This is a genomic window from Aquipuribacter aurantiacus, from assembly GCF_051216895.1.
GTDB lineage: Bacteria > Actinomycetota > Actinomycetes > Actinomycetales > JBBAYJ01 > Aquipuribacter.
Genome location: NZ_JBPKAO010000001.1, coordinates 572,256 through 591,522 on the forward strand (window position 1 = coordinate 572,256; position 19,267 = coordinate 591,522).

Here is a 19,267-nt window from a genome sequence, read left to right on the forward strand (position 1 = left end):
GAGGGGTCGCTCGGACCGGCGGGGGGCAGCCGTCCCGCGTCCCGGGAGCGACGACACCGGAGCCCGGACGCTCGTGCGACCCGGTGGAAGGGTTCGAGAACCCGGCCGCTCGCTCAACCGAGCTGCACGAGCCGGTCGAGGTCGTCGACGGGCAGGTCGCCGTCGACGGTCGCCGTCACCTGCATCTGGTCCAGGCGCAGCGCTCCGCCGTAGCTGGACATGAACGCCGTGTCCGCCGCGTCGCGGCCGGTGGCGATCCGGACCAGGGACTGCCTCGGGGCCAGCAACGTGGCGTCCACGACGTGCCAGGCGCCCTCGACGAGGGCCTCGACCACCGCGTGGAAGTCCATCGGGTCGAGCCCGGGGGCGTAGACCGACACCAGCCGGGCGGGGACGTCGCGGGACCGCAGCAGGGCCAGCGTCAGGTGGGCGTAGTCGCGGCAGACGCCGGCCCCGGCCAGCAGGGTGTCGACGGCGCCGTCGGTCACCCGGCTGCTGCCCGGCACGTAGGCCAGCCGGCCCCCCACCCAGGCCGCGACCTCGCGCACGAGCGTCGCGGGGTCGGTGCTGCCCCGCAGCTCGGCGGCGGCCACGGCCGCGAGGGTGTCGGACTGCGCGTAGCGGCTGGGGCGCAGGTAGGCGGTCCGGTCCAGGGGCTGCACCGTCACGGGCTCGGCCTGCCCGCGGACCTCGGCCCGGTACGACACCTGCAACCGCCCCGCCCCGGGCTCGACGACGTGCAGCCGGCCGCCGACGTCGGTGGCCAGCTCGGTCACCTCGACCGGGGCGCCGTCCAGGGTGACCTCCAGCACCTCGCCCGCGGGTGGGGCGCCGGCCACGGCCACCTGCAGCTCGACGGTGGACGGGGCGAGCACCTGGGCGGTCAGGGTGCTGGTGACGGTACGGAGCATGGGAGAAGTCTGACGGGTCCGAGGAGCGGTTCGGGCCTGCGTCGGGTGCCGCGGCAGGGCAGGCTGTACCGATGACCACGAACGGCGACGCCCCGCCGCCCGTGGGGCCGCAGCGCTACCGGCTCGACCAGTCCTTCCGCTACGACTACGACGCCCCGGTGCTGTCCCTGCTGCACCGGCTCGTCGTGGTGCCGCCCCGACGCCACGGCGACCAGCACCTGCGCCTGGGGGCGCTGCAGGTGGCGGACCCCAGCGCCCAGGTCGAGTGGACCGGGGACGAGCACGGCAACCGCGTCGGGCTGGTGCGCCTGGCGGTGGTGCCGGAGTCGGTGCACATGCACGTGTCGGTCGTGGTCGAGCGCGGCGGGGAGGTCGAACCGCTCGAGGTCGGGCTGCTGGGGGATCCGCGGATGCTCGAGCCGAGCCTCAAGACAGGCCCCGACCGGGCCATCAGCCGGCTCGCCCGTGAGCTGGTGGGCCGCGAGGACGACGCGCTGGCCGCCGCCGACCGGGTCTGCGAGGCGGTCAAGGAGCTGGTCCGCTACGAGAAGGGAACGACCACGGTGGCGACCACCGCGGCCGAGGCGCTGGCCGGCGGCGTCGGGGTCTGCCAGGACCAGACCCACGTGATGCTGTCGGTGCTGCGCGTCGCCGGCATCCCCTGCCGCTACGTGTCCGGGCACCTGGTCGGTCAGGGCGGCACCCATGCCTGGGTGGAGGTGCTGGTGCCGCACGCACGCGGGGCCAGGGCGGTCGCGTTCGACCCCACCCACGCCCGCCGGGCCCACGACGGCTACGTGACGGTGGCGGTGGGCCGCGACTACGTCGACGTGCCGCCCACGTCGGGCTGGTACTCCGGGGACGCCCGCGGCACGCTGTCGGGGCGACGGGAGCTGGTCCGCGAGGACCTCCCCGCCGCGGCGGCCGAGGCACCGCCGGAGCAGCGACGCACCGCCTGAGCCTCGCATCGCCCGCCGACGGCCGGGCTCAGACCTCGACGACGTCGAACGTGCGCGACGGGTTCACGAGCTCGTCCTGGGCGCTGATCAGAAGGATCTCCCGCGACCCGGCCTCCTCGGTGCGGGCGAGCAGCCCGAACACCGACGCCGTCGCCGCGCCGAGCGCCTCCGCCGCGGAGCCGGTGCGCAGCCAGTGGGCCAGGAACAGCCCGGCGGTCGCGTCCCCGGCGCCGTTCACCGACAGGCCGAGGCGCGGCGTGCGGACCAGCCAGTGCCGCCCGCCCTCGGAGGCGAGCAGGTCCACGGCGTCGTCGGGGGTGTCGTCGGTGACCAGCGACGTGGTCAGGACCACCCGAGGCCCCCGGGCCTGCACCGCGGCGACCGCGTCCTTGACCTGGGCCAGGGTGCGGGTCTCGGTGCCGGCCAGCAGGTCCAGCTCGAAGTGGTTGGGGGTGACGAGGTCGGCGCGCGGCAGGGCGACGTCGCGCATGAGCTCCGGCACCCCCGGACGCACGAACACCCCGCGCCCCACGTCGCCCATCACGGGGTCGCAGCAGTACACGGCGTCGGGGTTGGCGGCCTTGACCCGCGTCACGGCGGCCAGCACGGCGTGGCCGATGTCGGCCGAGCCCAGGTAGCCGGACAGGACGGCGGTGGCCGTGCCGAGCACGCCCCGGTCGTCGATGCCCTGGACCAGCTCGTCGATGGACTCGCCGTCGTAGATCCGGCCCTTCCAGTCCCCGTACCCGGTGTGGTTGGAGAACTGCACGGTGTGGATCGGCCAGACCTCGGTGCCCAGGCGCTGCAGGGCGAAGACGGCCGAGGAGTTGCCGACGTGCCCGTAGGCGACGTGGGACTGGATCGAGAGGACGCTCACGGGGCCAGGCTACGGCGGCGACGCCCAGCGCCCGCCCGCCGTCGACCCGCGCTGTCGGACCCGGCGACCACCATCGCCGCAGGAGGTGCACGATGACGTTCCCCACGATCCGGCAGGTGGTGCTCGACACCACCGACCCCCGCGGCCTGGCCGAGTTCTACCGGCAGCTGTTCGGCCTCGCCTACCGGCCGGGTGACGAGCCACCCGCGGGTCGGGGCCCAGCTCGCGGGCTGCTCTCCTCAGCGGACGCTTCCGAGCACCTCCCCGTCAGGCACGTCAGGGTCGGTCGCCGTCGCCGGCACCACCCGGCCGTCCGCCAGGCTCACCACCTCGTCGACCAGGTCCGCCGCCAGCCCCAGGTGGTGGGTGATGAGCACGACCGTCCGCCCCCCGGCTGCGGTCAGCAGGTCCGCGACCAGCGCGTCCGCGGTGGCGGGGTCGACGTTGGCCGTCGGCTCGTCGAGGACCAGGACAGGCACGTCGGCCAGCAGGGCGCGGGCCACCGCGAGTCGCTGCCGCTGGCCGCCCGAGACCAGGTCGCCGCGCTCACCGACCCAGGTGTCCAGGCCCTGCGGCAGGTCGCGGACCCAGCCCGCCAGGCCGACGCGGCCCAGCACCTCGTGCAGCTGCCCGTCGTCGGCGGCCGGACGAGCCAGGCGCAGGTTCTCCCGCACGGTGGAGTCGAAGACGTGCGCGTCCTGCGCAGCCAGGCCCACCACGCGGCGCACGTCGTCGCCGTGCATGCCCCGGACGTCCACCCCGTCCAGCGTGTAGGTCCCGCCGCGGACGTCGACGAAGCGCAGCAGCACCGAGGCGAGCGTCGTCTTGCCCGAGCCGCTCGGTCCCAGGAGCGCGACGCGCCGTCCGGGGGGCAGGTCCAGGTCCACGCCGCGCAGGGCGTCCGGGGCGTCCGGCGCGGCCCCGGGCCAGCGGGCGACGACACCGCTCAGCCGGACGTGCGGCGGACCGGCCGTCGGGTCCGGCGCCGGGACCCCCGCGCCGGTCGGCTCGGGCACCGGGACGGGGGCGTCGAGCACCTCCAGCAGGCGTGCGCCGGACACGCGGACCCTCCGCAGCGACGACAGGGCCGGGGGCAGCAGGTGCACGGCCTCGAACGCCGCCAGCGGCACCAGGACGACCGCGGCGAGCCAGACCGCGTCCAGCGAACCGGTGGTGACGGCGGGCACGCCGACCAGCAGGGTGCCCCACACCGCGAGCCCGGACCCCAGCGCCGCCAGCCCGGCGCCCAGCCCGGTCGCCGCGGCGGTCGCGCGGGCCGCCGCCGTGAGCTCGGCGTCGGTGGCCTCGACCCGCCGCAGCCGGGAGGTGGCCTCACCGGTGACGACCAGGTCGGGCAGGGCGTCGAGCAGCTCGACCACCTGCGCCTGCAGGCGGCCGCGCAGCCCGGCCAGCTCCCGGTCCGCGCGACGGGCGGCCCAGGCGGTGGCGGCGGGCACGGCCACCATGGACGTGAGGAGGGCGAGCGCGAGGACGGCGCCGGCCGTGGGCAGCAGGGTGCCGACGAGCAGTACCGACGCCGCACCCGCGACGGCGGCGGTCAGCACCGGGCCGACCACCCGCAGCGGCAGGTCCTGCATGGTGTCGACGTCGTCCACGAGGCGCGCGAGCAGGTCGCCGCGACGGAACGCGGGCAGCCCGGCCGGGGCCAGCGGCTCCAGCGCGGTGTGCACCCGGACCCGCAGCGTGGCGAGCATCCGGAAGGCGGCGTCGTGCGACGCCAGCCGCTCCAGGTACCGGGCCAGCGCGCGGGTGAGCGCGAACGCGCGGACGCCGACCACGGCGAAGGTCAGCGTGAGGACGGGCGGCTGCTCGGCGGCCCGCGAGATCAGCCAGGCCGCGCACGCCATCAGGGCGACGGCGCTGCCCAGCGCCAGGGAGCCCCAGACGACGCCGACGGTGAGGCGACCGGTGTCGGGGGAGGCCACCCGCAGCAGCCGTCGCAGGTCGACCGCGCCGTCGCTCACGCCGTCACCAGCCGGTCGCCGACCTCGACCACGACGTCGGCCGTCTCCAGCAGGGCGCCGCGGTGGGCGACCAGCAGCACGCACCGGTCGCCGGCCAGCTCGCGCAGCGACGCCGCGACCCGCGCCTCGGTGCCCGCGTCCAGGTGCGAGGTCGGCTCGTCCAGCAGGAGCAGGCCCGCACCGAGGACCTCGGCCCGGCAGAACGCCCGGGCCAGCCCGACGCGCTGCCGCTGCCCGGCCGACAGCCCCACGCCGCCCTCACCCAGGGGCAGGTCGGGGTCCAGCTCCTCGGCGGCGGCCAGGCCCAGCGCGCGGGCGACCTGGGCGTCGGACGCCTCGGGGCAGCCCAGCCTGACGTTGTCGGCCACGGTCCCGGTCAGCAGGGCCGGTCGCTGCGGGCACCAGGCCACCTGCCGGCGCCAACCGGCCGGGTCGGCCTCACGCAGGTCGTCCGGGCCCAGCAGGACCCGGCCCTGCTCGGGCTCGACCAGCCCGAGCACGACGGCCAGCAGCGAGGACTTGCCCCCACCGCTGGGTCCCACGAGCGCGGTGACGACCCCGGGACGGACGTCGACGTCCGTCGGGCCCAGGACCTGTCCCCGGCCGGGGTAGGCCACCGCGACGCCCTCCAGGTGCAGGCCCACGGTGCCGACCGGCGAGAGCTCCGTCACCGTCCCCCGGGGCGGCACGGGGGTGTCGAGCACGTCGAGCACCCGCGTGCTGGCCGCCACGCCCTCCGCGGCCGCGTGGTAGCTCGCGCCCACCTGGCGCAGCGGCAGGTAGGCCTCGGGGGCCAGCAGCAGGACCACCAGCGCGGTGGCGAGCGGCAGCTCCCCGGCCTGCAGGCGCAGCCCGACGGAGACCGCGACGAGCGCCACGGACAGCGTGGCCGCCAGCTCGAGCACGAACGCGGACAGGAACGACACCCGGAGCACCTTCATGGTGCGCAGGCGGTAGTCGTCGGTGACGTCGGCGATGCGGCCGGCCTGCGCGGCCCCGCGGCCGAACACCCGCAGCGTGGCCAGCCCGGCGACCACGGCGAGGAAGTGGTACCCCAGCCGTTCCAGGGGCGACCACGTCGAGGAAGTGGTGCCCCAGCCGTTCCAGGGGCGACCACGTCGAGGAAGTGGTGCCCCAGCCGTTCCAGGGCCTGCCACTGCCGGCGCTGCGCCACCTGGGTCGTCATCCCGACCAGGGCGAGGAAGAACGGGATCAGCGGCAGGGTGACCAGCACCACGACCGCCGACAGGGGGTCGGCCCAGGCCATGGTCACCAGCACCGCGGTCGGCACCAGGACGGTGAGGACGAGCTGGGGCAGGTACCGCGCGAAGTAGCCGTCGAGGGCGTCGACCCCACGGGCCGCGACCTGGGCGAGCTCACCGCTGGCCTGCCCGCCCAGCCAACCCGGGCCGAGGGCGACGACGTGGCGCAGCAGGGCCGAGCGCAGCTGGGAGCGCACCTGGGCCGACGCGCGCGCCGAGGCCACGTCCTGCGCCCAGAGCAGCACGGCCCGCAGCGCCACGACACCCAGGAGCACCGTGAGCAGACCGCTGACGTCGCCCAGGTCCGCCCGGCCCAGGACCACCGGGGCGAGCACGTGGGCGAGCACGACCGCCTGGGCCAGGACGGTCCCGGCCAGCAGGGTCCCGATCACCACCGTCAGGGCGAGGAACCCCCCGGTGGCCCGGGCCCGGCGCAGCAGCCGGGGGTCGAACGGCCTCACGGGGCGGAGTCCGCCCCCGACCGCAGGGCCCACCGGCCGCCGCGCCCCTGGGCCGGGACGAACGACGGCGGGGCGGCGGGAAGCCGGTGCGCCGGTGGGATGGCGTCGCGACCGACGCGGGCCCGGAACACCCAGTACGTCCAGCCCTGGTACGCCAGCACCACGGGCAGGGACAGCAGCGCGACCCACGTCATGATCGTCAGCGTGTAGGTGGTCGACGACGCGTTCTCGATGGTGAGGCTGTAGGCGGGGTCGGTCGTCGAGGGCATGACGTCGGGGAACAGCGCGACGAACAGCGAGGCCACCGCGAGCAGGATCGTGGCCCCGCTGAGCACGAACGCCGCGCGCTCCCGAGCGGTGACCACGGCGCCGAGGGCCAGCACGAAGGCCAGCGCCGCGGCCACGCTGACCACCCCGGAGGCCGTCGAGCCGAAGGCCAGCGTGGTCCACGCCAGGAACGCGACGGCCAGCACGGCGGCCACGAGACCGATCTTCCAGGCCAGGGCGCGGGCCCGGTCGCGGATCTCGCCGTGGGTCTTCAGGGACAGGAACACCGCACCGTGGGTGAGGAACAGGGTGAACGTCACCAGGCCGCCCAGCAGCCCGTACGGGTTGAGCAGCGTGAAGATTGTGCCGGTGAAGTTGGCCTCGGCGTCGATCGGCACCCCGCGGACGATGTTCGCGAACGCCACGCCCCACAGCACGGACGGGAGCACCGAGCCGACGACGATGGCGACGTCCCACCGACGCCGCCAGCTGACCGAGTCGACCTTGCCGCGGTACTCGAAGGCCACCCCGCGACCGATCAGGGCCAGCAGGATCAGCAGCAGCGGCAGGTAGAAGCCGCTGAACAGCGTCGCGTACCACTCGGGGAAGGCGGCGAACATGGCCGCCCCGGCCACGATCAGCCAGGTCTCGTTGGCGTCCCAGACGGGGCCGATCGTGTTGATCATGACCCGGCGGTCGGTCTCGTCCCGGCCCAGCACGGGCAGCAGGGCGCCGACCCCGAAGTCGAACCCCTCCAGGAAGAAGTAGCCGGCGAACAGGACCGCGACGGCCAGGAACCAGAACTCGGGCAACGACATGGTGGTCTCCTCGGACTCGTCGGGTCAGTACGCGAAGGCCTGGGGGCGGCGGGCCCCCGGGATGCGCGGGGTCGTGTCGTCGGAGCCGTCGTCGTCCTGCTCGTGGCCGTCCTGCTCGGCGCCGTCGAGCACCGGGGGCCCGGCCTTGGCGTAGCGGGCCAGCAGCACGAACTCGACGACCGCGAGCCCGGCGTAGACCAGCGTGAAGGCGGTCAGCGAGGTGAGCACGGCCCAGCCCGGCACGTTGGGCGAGACGCCGTCCCGGGTCAGCTGCTCGCCGAAGACGATCCAGGGCTGACGGCCCATCTCGGTGAACACCCAGCCGAACAACGAGCCGAGCAGGGGCAGCGGCATGGTCCACAGCGCCACCGTCCAGAACAGCGGCGAGTCCGGGATGCGGCCGCGGCGGGTCAGCCACAGGCCGACCGCGGACAGCGCCACCGTCACCATGCCCAGGCCGATCATCAGCCGGAACGACCAGTAGGTGACCGGGACGAGCGGCACGTACGAGCCGGGCCCGTACTGCTCCTCGTACAACGCCTGGATGTCGTTGATGCCCTCGACCTCGCCGTCCCAGCTGCCGGTGGCCATGAACGACAGGAGGTTGGGCACCCGCAGGCTCCAGAGCTCCTCCGACCCGTCGAGGCTGCCGATCGTGAACAGCGAGAACGACGCGCCCTCCTGGGTGTCGTACTGGGCCTCGGCGGCGGCCATCTTCATGGGCTGCACGTCGGTCATCACCTTGGCCAGCGCGTCGCCGGAGACGGTCAGGCCGAGGCCGGCGACGAGCGCGGTCACCATGGCCATCCGCAGCGAGGTCCGCATCAGGGGCTTCTCGTTGCGCCGGGCCAGGTGCCACGACGCGACGGCGATGACCAGGGCGGAGGCGACCAGGTAGCAGGCGAAGATCGTGTGGGGCCAGGTGACCAGCGCCACGGGGTTGAGCAGGACCGCGCCGAAGTCGGTCAGCTCGGCCCGGCCGCGCTCGGTGTTGATGGTGTAGCCCACCGGGTTCTGCATCCAGGCGTTGGCGGCCAGGATGAACCACGCCGACAGCGAGGTCCCGATGGCGACCAGCCAGATGCTGGCCAGGTGGACCAGCTTGGGCAACCGGTCCCAGCCGAAGATCCACACCCCCAGGAACGTGGCCTCCAGGAAGAACGCGAGCATCCCCTCCATGGCCAGCGGGGCCCCGAACACGTCACCGACGAAGCGGGAGTAGTCGCTCCAGTTCATGCCGAACTGGAACTCCTGGACGATCCCCGTCACCACGCCCATGGCGAAGTTGATGAGGAACAGCTTCCCCCAGAACTTGGTCATCCGGAGGTACTTGTCGTCCCCGGTGCGCACCCACAAGGTCTGCATGACGGCGACCAGGCCGGACAGGCCGATCGTCAGCGGGACGAAGATGAAGTGGTAGAGCGTCGTCGCTCCGAACTGCATCCGAGCCAGCAGCAGCGGGTCGAGTTCCATCCGTAGGCCTCCGTGGTGTTCGTGCGGGACGCCTACGACGCACCGCCCGGAACCGTCTCCGGGCGACCGCGGCCGTCCTCAGCAGGAGCGTGCCGCCACCGGCCGAGGTACGCCCGGGACCAAGGGCCCGGGTGCGGGCGCGGCCTTGTGAACCTGTTCACAAGGCCCGGAGGTGAGGGTACCGCTGCTTGTGCACGCGTTCACAAGCGGTCCGCCGTCGGTCGGTCGCGGGCTTGCCGACCACCGGGTGGAGGGGCACGCTGCGGGGGTGGGCAGCGTGGACCGGGCCGACGGGGCCGACGGCGGCCCGACCGGGCCTGCCGACCTGGAGGCGCTGATCGCCGCCAACGCCGAGACCGAGCGTCGGCTGGTGCAGCAGCACGACGGCCTCGTGGCCGCGTCGGAGTCGTCGAACGCCGACGACGAGCACGACCCGGAGGGCAGCACGATCGCGTTCGAGCGGCAGCAGGCGCTGGCGCTGCTCGACCAGGTCCGCAGGACCGGGAAGGCGTTGCGCCGGGCGGCGGCCGGGGTCCGGGACGGGACGTACGGCCGGTGCGAGGTCTGCGGGGGAGCGATCGACCCCGAGCGTCTCGCCGTGCGCCCTCAGGCCGGCACGTGCATCACGTGCGCGAGGGTGGCGGGTCGGCGGCGCCCTTGATGCTGGTGGGCGCCGCCGGACCTGCCGGGGGTGCTCAGCCGGCGGCGGCGGCCTTGAGCTTGCTGCCCGCGGTGACCTTGGCGGTCTTGGAGGCGGCGATCTGGATGGTCTCGCCCGTGGCCGGGTTGCGACCCTCGCGGGCCGAGCGGGAGCCCTGCTCGAAGGAGAGGAAGCCCGGAAGGGTCAGCTTCTCGTCGCCCTTGGCGACGACGTCGAAGACGACGTCCTGGAACGCGTTGAGCACGGCGTCGGCGTCGGTCTGGGTCACGCCGGCCTTGGTGGCGATGGCGCTGATGAGATCCTTGCGGTTCATTGTTCCTCCTGCTCGTGGCCGTCCGGAATCGACGGCGTCCCCAGCCACGGTAAGGGTTCTGGGCCGTTGCGACGGCATCCACGCCGTGCGGCGGCGTCTGCGGCGGCGGGCGCGACGGACCCTCGACCGGGCGCCAGGAACCTCCGTCGGAGCGCTCAAGGTCGCAGCGGTCCCGCCCGAGACCTCCGGGGAGACCTTTCGGAGGACAGATGGACGGACTCGCCGCGGTCACCGCGCGCGTGCAGCAGATCCAGGGCCTGGTGCAGAGCATGCAGGCCCCGGTGCGGACGACGGTCGGCGCGAGCGCGACCGGGACCGCCCTGACCACCAGCGCCACGGCCGGCAGCGCCACCACCACCGCCTCGTCGTCCGGCGCGGCGACCTCGTTCGACGCCGCGCTGAACCGGGCCAGGAGCGCCACCTCCGCGGCCGGCGCCGCGGGGGCCACGGGGGCCGCCGGGACCGCGACGCTCGACGCCGACGGGGTGCCCGTCGACCTCAAGCGCTACGGCAACGGGAAGATCCCCTCCGACGCGCTCACGGAGGTCGGCGTCGGACGTCACAAGCTCTGGCAGCCGGCCGCGGAGGGGTTCAAGGACCTGATGGCCGCGGCCAAGCAGGCGGGCGTCACCATCGGCGTCACCGACTCCTACCGTTCCTACGAGGCCCAGGTCGACGTCGCCCGGCGCAAGGGTCTGTACAAGGACGGCGGCCTGGCCGCGGTGCCCGGCACGAGCAACCACGGCTGGGGCCTGAGCGTCGACCTCGACCTGAACGGCAAGGCCCAGGCGTGGATGCGCGAGAACGCCGGCCGGTTCGGGTTCGTCGAGGACGTCCCCCGCGAGCCGTGGCACTGGACGTTCACGCCGTAGTCCTGCCCTGCGCGTCCGGGCGGGTCCGGGCGGGTGCGGCCGCTCAGGCGGGTCCGGCGACGGAGACGATCTGCACCAGGTTGCCGCAGGTGTCGTCGAGGACCGCGGTGACCACCGGGCCCATCTCGACCGGCTCCTGGGTGAACGTCACCCCCAGCGCCCGCAGCCGCTCGTGCTCGGCCCTCGCGTCGTCGACCGCGAAGCTGACCAGCGGGATCCCGTCGGCGGCGAGGGCGTCCCGGTAGGGCCCGACGGCCGGGTGGGCCGACGGCTCCAGGACGACCTCGGGGCCGTCGGGCTGCTCGGGGGAGACCACCGTGAGCCAGCGGTGCTCGCCCATCGGGATGTCGTTGCGGGGCACGAAGCCCATGACGTCGGTGTAGAACCGCAGCGCGGCGGCCTGGTCGTCGACGAAGACGCTGATCAGGTGGACCTTCACGGGGTGCTCCTCGGGTCGGTGGTGCTCGGGTCGGTGGTGGGGTCGGGTGGCGGCCAGCGGTCGGTGATCTGCCGCAGCGGGGCGGTGTCGGCGTGGTGGAACTTGAACCGGCCCTCGCGGCGGGTCCGGACCAGGCCGGCGTCCTCCAGCACCCCGAGGTGCTGCGAGATGGCCTGCCGCGACGACCCCACGCCGTGCGCGTCCGCGAGCCTGGTGCACAGCTCGAACAACGTCTGCCCGTCTCGGGAGTGCAGCTCGTCGAGCAGGGCACGTCGGGTGGGGTCCGCCAGGGCGAGGAAGACGTCTCCCATGCCTCGACCATAGGCAAGTACGTACTTGCATGTCAACGACCCGCGGGAGCGCCGTACCCTGGACCCCGATGTCCACCCCCACAGCCAGCACGTCGACCGACGCCCACGTCGACGCGGCCACCGCACTGGAGGCCGAGCTCGTCGAGGCCGACGGCACCGCCCCGGTCGAGGCCGCGAGCCGTCGCCGCACCTTCGCCGTCATCAGCCACCCCGACGCCGGCAAGTCGACGCTCACCGAGGCGCTCGCGCTGCACGGCGGCGCCATCGGGCAGGCCGGCATCGTCCAGGGCAAGGGCGGGCGGCGCGGGGTGGTCTCCGACTGGATGGACATGGAGAAGGCCCGCGGCATCTCCATCACCTCGGCCGCACTGCAGTTCGTCTACCGCGACCACGTCGTCAACCTGCTCGACACCCCCGGTCACGCCGACTTCTCCGAGGACACCTACCGGGTGCTCACCGCGGTGGACTCCGCGGTCATGCTGGTCGACGCGGCCAAGGGCATGGAGCGGCAGACCATGAAGCTGTTCGACGTCTGCAAGCTGCGCGGCCTGCCGGTGCTCACGGTCATCAACAAGTGGGACCGGCCGGGCCTCGAGGCGCTCGAGCTGATGGACGAGATCGCCGAGAAGACCGGCATGACGCCCACCCCGGTGCTGTGGCCGGTCGGGATCGGCGGCGACTTCCGTGGCCTGCTCGACCTGCGCGACGACACCTACATCGCCTTCACCGCCGGGACCGGTGGGGCCAGCAAGACGGTGTGGACCCGGATGAGCCTGGACGAGGGCCTGGAGCGCGACGGCGACGTCCTGCAGACCGCCGTCGAGGAGGCCGAGCTCATCACCTCCTCCAACGGCCGCCACGACGACGAGTCGTTCCGGGCCGGGCGCACGAGCCCCGTGGTGTTCGCCGCCGCCGTCCTCAACCGCGGGGTCGAGCAGCTGCTGGACATCCTGGTCGAGACGGCCCCCCCGCCCGGTGACCGGGTCACGGTCGACGAGGCGCACCTGCGCCACGTCGGCGACCCGTTCAGCGGGCAGGTGTTCAAGGTGCAGGCCGGGATGGACGCCAACCACCGCGACCACGTCGCCTTCATCCGGGTCGCCTCGGGCCGCTTCCAGCGGGGGCAGAACGTCGTCAACGCCCGGACCGGCAAGGCCGTCGGCACCAAGTACGCCCACCGCGTCTTCGGCGGCACCCGCAGCGGGGTCGAGGACGCCTGGCCGGGCGACGTCGTCGCCATCGTCAACGCCACGGGCGTCCGGGTGGGGGACACCCTGTTCGAGGGCCGTGCGGTCACCTACCCGCCCATCCCGACCTTCGCGCCCGAGCACTTCGCCGTGTGCCGCGCGGCCGACCTGAGCAAGTACAAGCAGTTCCAGCGCGGCATCACCGAGCTGCACCACGAGGGCGTCGTGCAGACGCTCCGCTCGGACATGCGCGGCGAGCCCGCGCCGGTGCTGGCCGCGGTCGGCCCGATGCAGTTCGACGTCGTCAGCCACCGCATGGCGGGGGAGTTCAACTGCCCCGTCCGGCTCGAGCCGCTGACGTACCAGATCGCCCGCCGCACCACCGCCGAGCACGTGGTGGCGCTGAACGCGGTCCCGGGGGTCGAGGTGCTGACCAGCCTCGACGGCGACCACTTCGCGCTGTTCCCCGACCGGTGGCGGCTGCAGCGGATCGAGCGCGACCACCCCGAGATCGTGCTCGACGCGCTCGCGGCGGACTCGCTGGGCTGAGGTCGTCCCGGGCGTCCGGCGGTCGCTCACCGGCAACCGGGACCTTGGGCCCGAGCCGCGGCCCGGTCGAGCGGCGAGGCTGGCTCCAGGCGCCCGCCCGGGGCGTCGCAGACAGGAGTGACGATGACCGTCGTAGAGCCCCGCACCCACCAGGACCAGAGCGCCGAGGACATCCCCGGCACCACCACGGCGGCCGTCGTGCGCTCTTTCGACGCCCCGCTCGAGCTCGAGGAGCGCCCCGTGCCGACGCCCGGACCGGGTGAGGTGCTGGTCCGGATCGAGGCCAGCGGGCTGTGCCACACGGACATCCACGCCGCCCGCGGCGAGTGGCCCGTCAAGCCGACCCCGCCGTTCGTGCCCGGTCACGAGGGCGTCGGTGTCGTGGTGGCGTCGGGCCCGGGCCAGGACACCCACCAGGTCGGGACCCGCGTGGCGCTGCCGTGGCTCGGCACCGCCTGCGGGGCCTGCTCGTACTGCACGAGCGGCTGGGAGACGCTGTGCGAGCAGCAGGTCAACACCGGCTACGGCCGCGACGGCGGGTACAGCGGGTACGTGGTGGCCGACGGCCGCTACGCGGTCGCCGTGCCCGACGGCGTGGACCCGCTGGACGCGGCTCCGCTGACCTGCGCCGGGGTCACGACCTACAAGGCCGTCAAGGTGGCCCGGCCGCTGCCCACGGAGACCGTCGCCGTGTTCGGCATCGGCGGGCTCGGCCACCTCGCGCTGCAGTACGCCCGCATCTTCGGCTGCCGGACCATCGCCGTCGACATCGAGGACGCGAAGCTGGAGCTGTCCCGCGAGCTGGGGGCCGACGTCGTCGTGGACGCCCGCGAGGGTGACTCCGGTGACGCCGTGCAGGCGGCCGGCGGGGCCGACGTGGCCGTGGTGCTCGCCGCCTCGCCCGCCGTGCTCGAGCAGGCCCACCGTTCGCTGCGTCGCGGCGGACGGCTGGTGCTGGTGTCACTACCGGCCGACAACACCATGCCGCTGGACGTGTTCTCGACCGTGCTCAAGGGGATCACCGTCATCGGCTCGATCGTCGGCACCCGGCAGGACCTCGTGGAGGTCTTCGCGCTGCACGCCGCCGGCCGGACCCGGGTCGTGCGGGAGCAGCGCCGCCTCGACCAGGTCAACGAGTGCTTCGAGGAGGTCCTGGCCGGCAAGGTGCCCGGGCGGCTCGTCTTCCAGATGTGACCGTCCGTCGGGCCGACCGGGTCCGGTCCGGTCGGCCCGGGCGGTCTCAGGACTGCTGGATGATCTGGTGCAGCACGCCGGTCTCGCTGGCCACGCTGCTGGAGGCCTCGGGCAGGAGCTCGGCCTGCTCGACGGTCTCCTTGGCGCCGGAGGCGATGTGGGCGATGGCCTGGGCGATCTCCGAGGTGACGGCCGACTGCTGCTCGATGGCGGCGGCGACGGTGTCCTGCGACTCGTTGATCCCGTCGACCAGGGCCGAGATGCGCGACAGCGTGGCGACCGCCTCGATCGCGGCCTTCTGGATGGCCTCGATCCGGGACTCGATGTCACCGATCGAGGAGGAGGTGGTGCCGGCCAGCTGCTTCACCTCGTCCGCGACGACGGCGAACCCGCGGCCGGCCTCACCGGCGCGGGCGGCCTCGATGGTGGCGTTGAGCGCGAGGAGCTTGGTCTGGTCGGCGACGGTGGTGATGAGGCGCAGGAAGTCCCCGATCTCCTGGCTGGAACGCTGCAGGTCCTCCATCCGCCGCACCCCCTCGGCGCTCGCCGACATCGCCTCGCGGACCTGCGAGCCGACGTGGACCGAGGACTGCGAGATGGATCCGACGGCGGCCCGCATCTGCTCGGTGGCCGCGGCGGCGCTGTCGGCCTGCCCGCTGGTCTCGGCGGCGACGTCCAGCAGGCGGCCACCGATCTGCTCGATCCGCGCGGTCGCGCCCTGCACGTCGGCGAACGCGCCGTCGGCCGACACGTTGCGGGCGGTGACGTCGTCCCAGAGCACGACGAACCCGATCCTCGTGCCCGCGTCGTCGGTGACGACGTTGATCCTGGTCCGCAGGGTGCGGCCACCGAAGCCGAAGATGGCTTCACGGGGCAGCTGGGCGGGGTCCGCGAGGATCGCGTCGATGCGGGCCGGGTCCTTGTGGAAGCGGTGGATGGAACCCCCGAGCAGCTGGTCCAGGCTCATCCCGAACGCGCTGCGGACCGCACCGGCCAGCTCCTGGACCGTGCTGCGGGCCCGGCGGTTCATGTAGACCAGCGTCAGCGACGTGTCGGCCAGGAAGCAGTTGGCGTGCAGGCTGTCCAGGGTCGCTCGCAGCGGGTCGGTCGGGTCGGCGAGGGCCGAGCTGAGGTCGGCCTGCCTGGCGGAGGTGCGGAAGCCTGACTGCAGCAGCTGGGTGAACGACATGGGACCTCTCCGGCGGTGGCGTGCGTCGGTGGAGCTCGACGGTGGCGCAGGCGGGCTGCGCACCAGGGGTATCGGCTGCACCCACCCGCCGGTTGAGCCTGCGGCCGGCACATGATCACCGGGGTTGCGTCGGTGACGTCGTGGGTACCCCGTCGGCATGGAACCTGTCGTGGTCGTCGTCGTGGTCGTCGCCGTCGTGGTGGCCCTCCTGCTGGTCGTCGGGGTCGTGGCGCTGCTGCGCAGCCGGAAGGCGTCCGCCGAGCGCCGCGAGCACCTGCAGGACCGCTTCGGCCCCGAGTACGACCGCGCCGTGTCCGATGCCGACGACACGCGTCAGGCCGAGGCGCGCCTGGCCGAGACCGAGCGTCGCCGCGAGCAGCTCGACATCCGTCCGCTGACCGCGGCGTCGCGTGACCGGCGGGTCCAGAAGTGGGAGTCCGTGCAGGCGATGTTCGTCGACGCGCCCGTCGAGGCCGTCGACAGCGCGGACCGCCTGGTGTCCGACGTGATGGCCGAGCGGGGCTACCCGACCGGTGACGTCGAGGACAAGCTGTCGATGCTGGCCGCCGACCACGCCGGCACCGTCGAGCACTACCGCACGGCCGAGAACCACCGCGACCGCTTCCGGTCGGGTGAGGGCAGCACCGAGGACCTGCGGCGAGCGTTCGTGGAGTACCGCCGGCTGTTCGACGTCCTCGTCGACGACGGGGTCAGCCGTGACGCGGGGGAGGCCACGACCAGCCCGGACGACGTCCGCTGAGCGCCGTCAGCCGGTGACCGTCAGCCGGTGACCGTCAGCCGGTGACCGTCAGCCGGTGACCGTCAGCCGGTGACCGTCAGTCGGTGACCGCGACGTCGAGCGTGACGGTGGTCGGCGGGCACACGGTCGTGTCCCCGCAGACCGGTTCGCCGACGACCTCCAGCGTCGCCGCCCCGGGGGCCGTCCCGGTCACCAGCCACTCGACGTAGCCGGGGTCGACGAGGAAGTCGACCGGGGTCAACGTCACCGCGGCACCGTCGACGACAGGCTCCGACCACGACCACGCGCTGCCGAGCCTCAGGGGGAGCTCCTCCCCGACGGCCAGGTCCACCCGGGTGCCCGAGTCCTGCTCGGTGAGCGCGCCGGTGACGCTCCCGGTCGGCTCCGTCGTCGCGCCGGGCGGCCCGGTCGCGTCCGGCCCGGTCGCGTCCGGACCGGTCGCGTCCGGACCGGTCGCGTCCGGTTCGGTCGGGACCGGCGGCTCGGCGCCGTCGGAGGGCTCGGTCGCGTCGGACGGCTCGGCCATGTCGGGGTCCTGGGTCTGCTCGGACCGGGTGGGAGCAGTGTCCGACGCGCACCCGGCCAGCAGCACGGCCCCGGCCACCGCGGCGACGGCCGCCCGGGGCGCCCTCCCGAGGGCACGCCGAACCGGTCCTGGGCGCACGCGGGGCTCCTCACGGTCGTTCCCGAATAGATGTTCGGGAAGTCTATGCATCTTCACGCATCCCGTCTAGCGTCCTGTCACACCGAGTGAACCATCCCGTCAACGGTGGCCGAGAGGGTAGCGAGATGAACCAGACAGATCCGACGACCGAGGAGTCCCGATGAGAGGCAGGCGAGCAGCCCTGCTCACGAGCCCGGTGGTGCTGGTCGCACTGCTGGCCGTCCCGCTGCCGACCCAGGCCGCGGAGCCCGGGCGGTCCGTCCCCCCGAGCGGGCCCGTGCCGTCGCAGCCGGACACCGACGAGGTGGAGCGCATCGCCACGTCGTTCCTGCAGGCGGCGTCGGCCGACTACGAGGTGAGCGCCGCCGACCTGGCCGACCTCGCCATCCGGTCGACGGTCCGGAGCCGGCACAACGGCGTCTCGCACGTCAACGTGTTCCAGCGCTTCCAGGGCCTCGAGGTCTTCGGCTCAGCCGCCACGATCAACGTGACCAGCGACGGCTCGGTGCTGCACGTGGGCGAGTCCCTCGTCCCCGGCCTGCGCGCGGCCTCGTCGGCCCAGGCCGAGGAGTCCGCCGTGGACGCCGTGGTCTCCGCGGCCGACGCGCTGGACCTCGCGCCGCCGGAGGACCTGGAGGTGCTGCCCGGCGCCCGCACCGCCGGCGAGGCGACCGTCGTCACCGACGGCGGCATCTCCGACGAGCCGATCCCCACCACGCTGGGCTGGCAGCCGACCGACGACGGGCTCCGGCTGGCCTACCAGGTCGTCATCGACGACTCGACGGACGTGCACCTCTGGAACGCGACCGTCGACGCCGAGACCGGCGAGCTGCTCGAGGTCGAGGACTGGACCGTCTCGCACGACGACGGTCAGATCGAGAGCACCATGGCCCGCGGTGGCCAGGTCGACGCCGCGGCGGCGGACCACGACCACGACCATGACCACGGCCCCAGCACCCACGGCACCAACAACCCGGTCGACGACGGCTCCAGCTACCGGGTGCTCGAGATCCCCAAGGAGAGCCCCAACGACGGGCCGTCCACGCTCGTGAGCAGCCCGGCGGACGGTCTGACCTCGCCGTTCGGCTGGCACGACACCGATGGTGTCGCCGGCCCGGAGTACACGACGACGCGGGGCAACAACGTCCACGCCTACCTCGACCAGGACGCGGACAACGTGCCCGACCTGATGCAGGACGTCGACGGCGGGGCGGATCTCACCTTCGACTTCGAGGCAGACCTGTCCGAGCACGCGCAGGACTACCGCGAGGCGGCGGTCACCAACCTCTTCTACATGAACAACGTCATCCACGACGTGATGGCGCTGTACGGGTTCGACGAGGAGGCCGGCAACTTCCAGGCCTTCAACTACGGCGGCGGTCCCGGCGGTGGTGACCACGTCCGGGCCGAGGCAGCCGACGGCGGTGGCACCAACAACGCCAACTTCTCGACGCCGGCGGCCGACGGCAGCCCGCCGCGGATGCAGATGTACCTGTGGCCCGGCAACCAGTTCGGTGCCGCCAACAGCCTCATCGTCGACGGCACGACGTACCCCGCCGGATGGGCTCGCTTCGGCCCGCCCGTGACCGACGCCGGCCTGGGCGGCCAGCTCGTGCTGGCCGGGAACGGGTGCGTGGCCGAGGACTACCCGGNCCCGGCAACCAGTTCGGTGCCGCCAACAGCCTCATCGTCGACGGCACGACGTACCCCGCCGGATGGGCTCGCTTCGGCCCGCCCGTGACCGACGCCGGCCTGGGCGGCCAGCTCGTGCTGGCCGGGAACGGGTGCGTGGCCGAGGACTACCCGGCCGGGTCGCCCGCGGGTTTCGTGGCGGTCGTGGAGGGACCGACCAGCGGTGACGGCGCCTGCACCAACGTGGCCCGCACCGTGGCGGCCGAGGCCGCCGGTGCCTCCGCCGTGGTCGTCGTCACCACCGGGACCGCGGCCACGCCGCCGATCCTGACCGGGTCGCAGGCCGCCGGGCCGGTGGGCATCCCCGCCGTGTCGGTGAACGCGGTCGAGGGCGTGGCCGTCAAGGCCGCCGCGGGTGCGGCCGCCGAGCTCTCCAAGGCCTCCGCCCGCCCGGCCGTCCGTGACGGTGACCTGGAGAACGGG

General features: G+C 73.8%; 20 protein-coding genes. 8 read left to right on the forward strand and 12 right to left on the reverse strand.

All coding sequences use genetic code 11. From position 1 onward, the window contains the following. Window positions 1-113: 113 nt before the first annotated feature. Entirely contained in the window at window positions 114-911 is a 798-nt protein-coding gene (locus ACR80Q_RS02730; RefSeq protein ID WP_435376010.1) for a transglutaminase-like domain-containing protein, read from the reverse strand. Between the two features lie 71 nt (window positions 912-982). Here ACR80Q_RS02730 and ACR80Q_RS02735 point away from each other — a divergent pair, with 71 nt between their 5' ends. Beyond that, complete coding sequence (locus ACR80Q_RS02735; RefSeq protein WP_435376011.1) at window positions 983-1,870, forward strand: transglutaminase domain-containing protein; 888 nt, start codon at window positions 983-985, stop codon at window positions 1,868-1,870. 28 nt (window positions 1,871-1,898) lie between these two features. On the opposite strand, the gene pdxY is transcribed toward ACR80Q_RS02735, so the two are convergent. The 6 genes from pdxY to ACR80Q_RS02765 all read right to left on the reverse strand — a co-directional run bounded on the left by pdxY (window position 1,899) and on the right by ACR80Q_RS02765 (window position 9,013). After that, window positions 1,899-2,747, reverse strand: a complete 849-nt coding sequence (gene pdxY, locus ACR80Q_RS02740) for a pyridoxal kinase PdxY (RefSeq protein ID WP_435376012.1) — start codon at window positions 2,745-2,747, stop codon at window positions 1,899-1,901. A gap of 239 nt (window positions 2,748-2,986) precedes the next feature. Then, a complete protein-coding gene (gene cydC, locus ACR80Q_RS02745) occupies window positions 2,987-4,732 on the reverse strand; it encodes a thiol reductant ABC exporter subunit CydC (protein WP_435376013.1) in 1,746 nt (581 codons plus the stop codon). After that, on the reverse strand, window positions 4,729-5,769 hold the full coding sequence (locus tag ACR80Q_RS02750) for an ABC transporter ATP-binding protein/permease (protein ID WP_435376014.1): 1,041 nt from the start codon (window positions 5,767-5,769) through the stop codon (window positions 4,729-4,731). Before ACR80Q_RS02750 ends, cydC begins: the two co-directional genes overlap by 4 nt. Beyond that, entirely contained in the window at window positions 5,670-6,455 is a 786-nt protein-coding gene (locus ACR80Q_RS02755) for an ABC transporter transmembrane domain-containing protein (RefSeq protein ID WP_435376015.1), read from the reverse strand. The genes ACR80Q_RS02750 and ACR80Q_RS02755 overlap by 100 nt, the downstream gene beginning before the upstream one ends. After that, window positions 6,452-7,540, reverse strand: coding sequence for a cytochrome d ubiquinol oxidase subunit II (gene cydB, locus ACR80Q_RS02760; protein ID WP_435376016.1), 1,089 nt, complete (start codon window positions 7,538-7,540; stop codon window positions 6,452-6,454). The genes ACR80Q_RS02755 and cydB overlap by 4 nt, the downstream gene beginning before the upstream one ends. Before the next feature lie 24 nt (window positions 7,541-7,564). Further along, window positions 7,565-9,013 (reverse strand): cytochrome ubiquinol oxidase subunit I, encoded by a 1,449-nt coding sequence (locus tag ACR80Q_RS02765; protein WP_435376017.1) that lies wholly within the window; start codon window positions 9,011-9,013, stop codon window positions 7,565-7,567. Window positions 9,014-9,281: 268 nt separating this feature from the next. Here ACR80Q_RS02765 and ACR80Q_RS02770 point away from each other — a divergent pair, with 268 nt between their 5' ends. Beyond that, a complete protein-coding gene (locus tag ACR80Q_RS02770) occupies window positions 9,282-9,674 on the forward strand; it encodes a TraR/DksA family transcriptional regulator (protein WP_435376018.1) in 393 nt (130 codons plus the stop codon). A 34-nt stretch (window positions 9,675-9,708) separates the two neighbouring features. Here the strand turns inward: ACR80Q_RS02770 and ACR80Q_RS02775 are convergent, their stop codons facing one another. After that, window positions 9,709-9,987, reverse strand: coding sequence for an HU family DNA-binding protein (locus tag ACR80Q_RS02775; RefSeq protein ID WP_435376019.1), 279 nt, complete (start codon window positions 9,985-9,987; stop codon window positions 9,709-9,711). Window positions 9,988-10,196: 209 nt separating this feature from the next. Here ACR80Q_RS02775 and ACR80Q_RS02780 point away from each other — a divergent pair, with 209 nt between their 5' ends. Next, on the forward strand, window positions 10,197-10,859 hold the full coding sequence (locus ACR80Q_RS02780) for a M15 family metallopeptidase (RefSeq protein WP_435376020.1): 663 nt from the start codon (window positions 10,197-10,199) through the stop codon (window positions 10,857-10,859). Between the two features lie 43 nt (window positions 10,860-10,902). Here the strand turns inward: ACR80Q_RS02780 and ACR80Q_RS02785 are convergent, their stop codons facing one another. Both ACR80Q_RS02785 and ACR80Q_RS02790 read right to left on the reverse strand, forming a co-directional pair. Next, window positions 10,903-11,298: a VOC family protein gene (locus ACR80Q_RS02785; protein WP_435376021.1), complete on the reverse strand. Its 396-nt coding sequence runs from the start codon at window positions 11,296-11,298 to the stop codon at window positions 10,903-10,905. Next, window positions 11,295-11,609: an ArsR/SmtB family transcription factor gene (locus ACR80Q_RS02790; RefSeq protein ID WP_435376022.1), complete on the reverse strand. Its 315-nt coding sequence runs from the start codon at window positions 11,607-11,609 to the stop codon at window positions 11,295-11,297. Before ACR80Q_RS02790 ends, ACR80Q_RS02785 begins: the two co-directional genes overlap by 4 nt. 68 nt (window positions 11,610-11,677) lie before the next feature. On the opposite strand from ACR80Q_RS02790, the gene ACR80Q_RS02795 reads away from it, so the two are divergent. Further along, the gene (locus ACR80Q_RS02795) at window positions 11,678-13,345 is read left to right on the forward strand and encodes a peptide chain release factor 3 (protein ID WP_435376023.1); all 1,668 of its coding nucleotides are present in this window, start codon (window positions 11,678-11,680) and stop codon (window positions 13,343-13,345) included. 123 nt (window positions 13,346-13,468) lie between these two features. Next, window positions 13,469-14,539 carry a zinc-dependent alcohol dehydrogenase gene (locus ACR80Q_RS02800; protein WP_435376024.1) on the forward strand — a complete coding sequence of 357 codons (1,071 nt, stop codon included), beginning with the start codon at window positions 13,469-13,471 and terminating at the stop codon, window positions 14,537-14,539. Between the two features lie 46 nt (window positions 14,540-14,585). Here the strand turns inward: ACR80Q_RS02800 and ACR80Q_RS02805 are convergent, their stop codons facing one another. Then, entirely contained in the window at window positions 14,586-15,728 is a 1,143-nt protein-coding gene (locus tag ACR80Q_RS02805) for a methyl-accepting chemotaxis protein (RefSeq protein WP_435376025.1), read from the reverse strand. Between the two features lie 157 nt (window positions 15,729-15,885). Here ACR80Q_RS02805 and ACR80Q_RS02810 point away from each other — a divergent pair, with 157 nt between their 5' ends. After that, window positions 15,886-16,488 (forward strand): hypothetical protein, encoded by a 603-nt coding sequence (locus tag ACR80Q_RS02810; protein ID WP_435376026.1) that lies wholly within the window; start codon window positions 15,886-15,888, stop codon window positions 16,486-16,488. A gap of 76 nt (window positions 16,489-16,564) precedes the next feature. Here the strand turns inward: ACR80Q_RS02810 and ACR80Q_RS02815 are convergent, their stop codons facing one another. Then, window positions 16,565-17,152: a hypothetical protein gene (locus ACR80Q_RS02815; RefSeq protein WP_435376027.1), complete on the reverse strand. Its 588-nt coding sequence runs from the start codon at window positions 17,150-17,152 to the stop codon at window positions 16,565-16,567. Window positions 17,153-17,312: 160 nt separating this feature from the next. Here ACR80Q_RS02815 and ACR80Q_RS02820 point away from each other — a divergent pair, with 160 nt between their 5' ends. Together ACR80Q_RS02820 and ACR80Q_RS02825 are read left to right on the forward strand one after the other, a co-directional pair. Then, a complete protein-coding gene (locus ACR80Q_RS02820) occupies window positions 17,313-18,893 on the forward strand; it encodes a M36 family metallopeptidase (RefSeq protein ID WP_435376028.1) in 1,581 nt (526 codons plus the stop codon). Then, window positions 18,890-19,267: PA domain-containing protein (locus ACR80Q_RS02825; protein WP_435376029.1), on the forward strand; the 378-nt coding region annotated here is incomplete at its 3' end. The genes ACR80Q_RS02820 and ACR80Q_RS02825, both read left to right, overlap by 4 nt.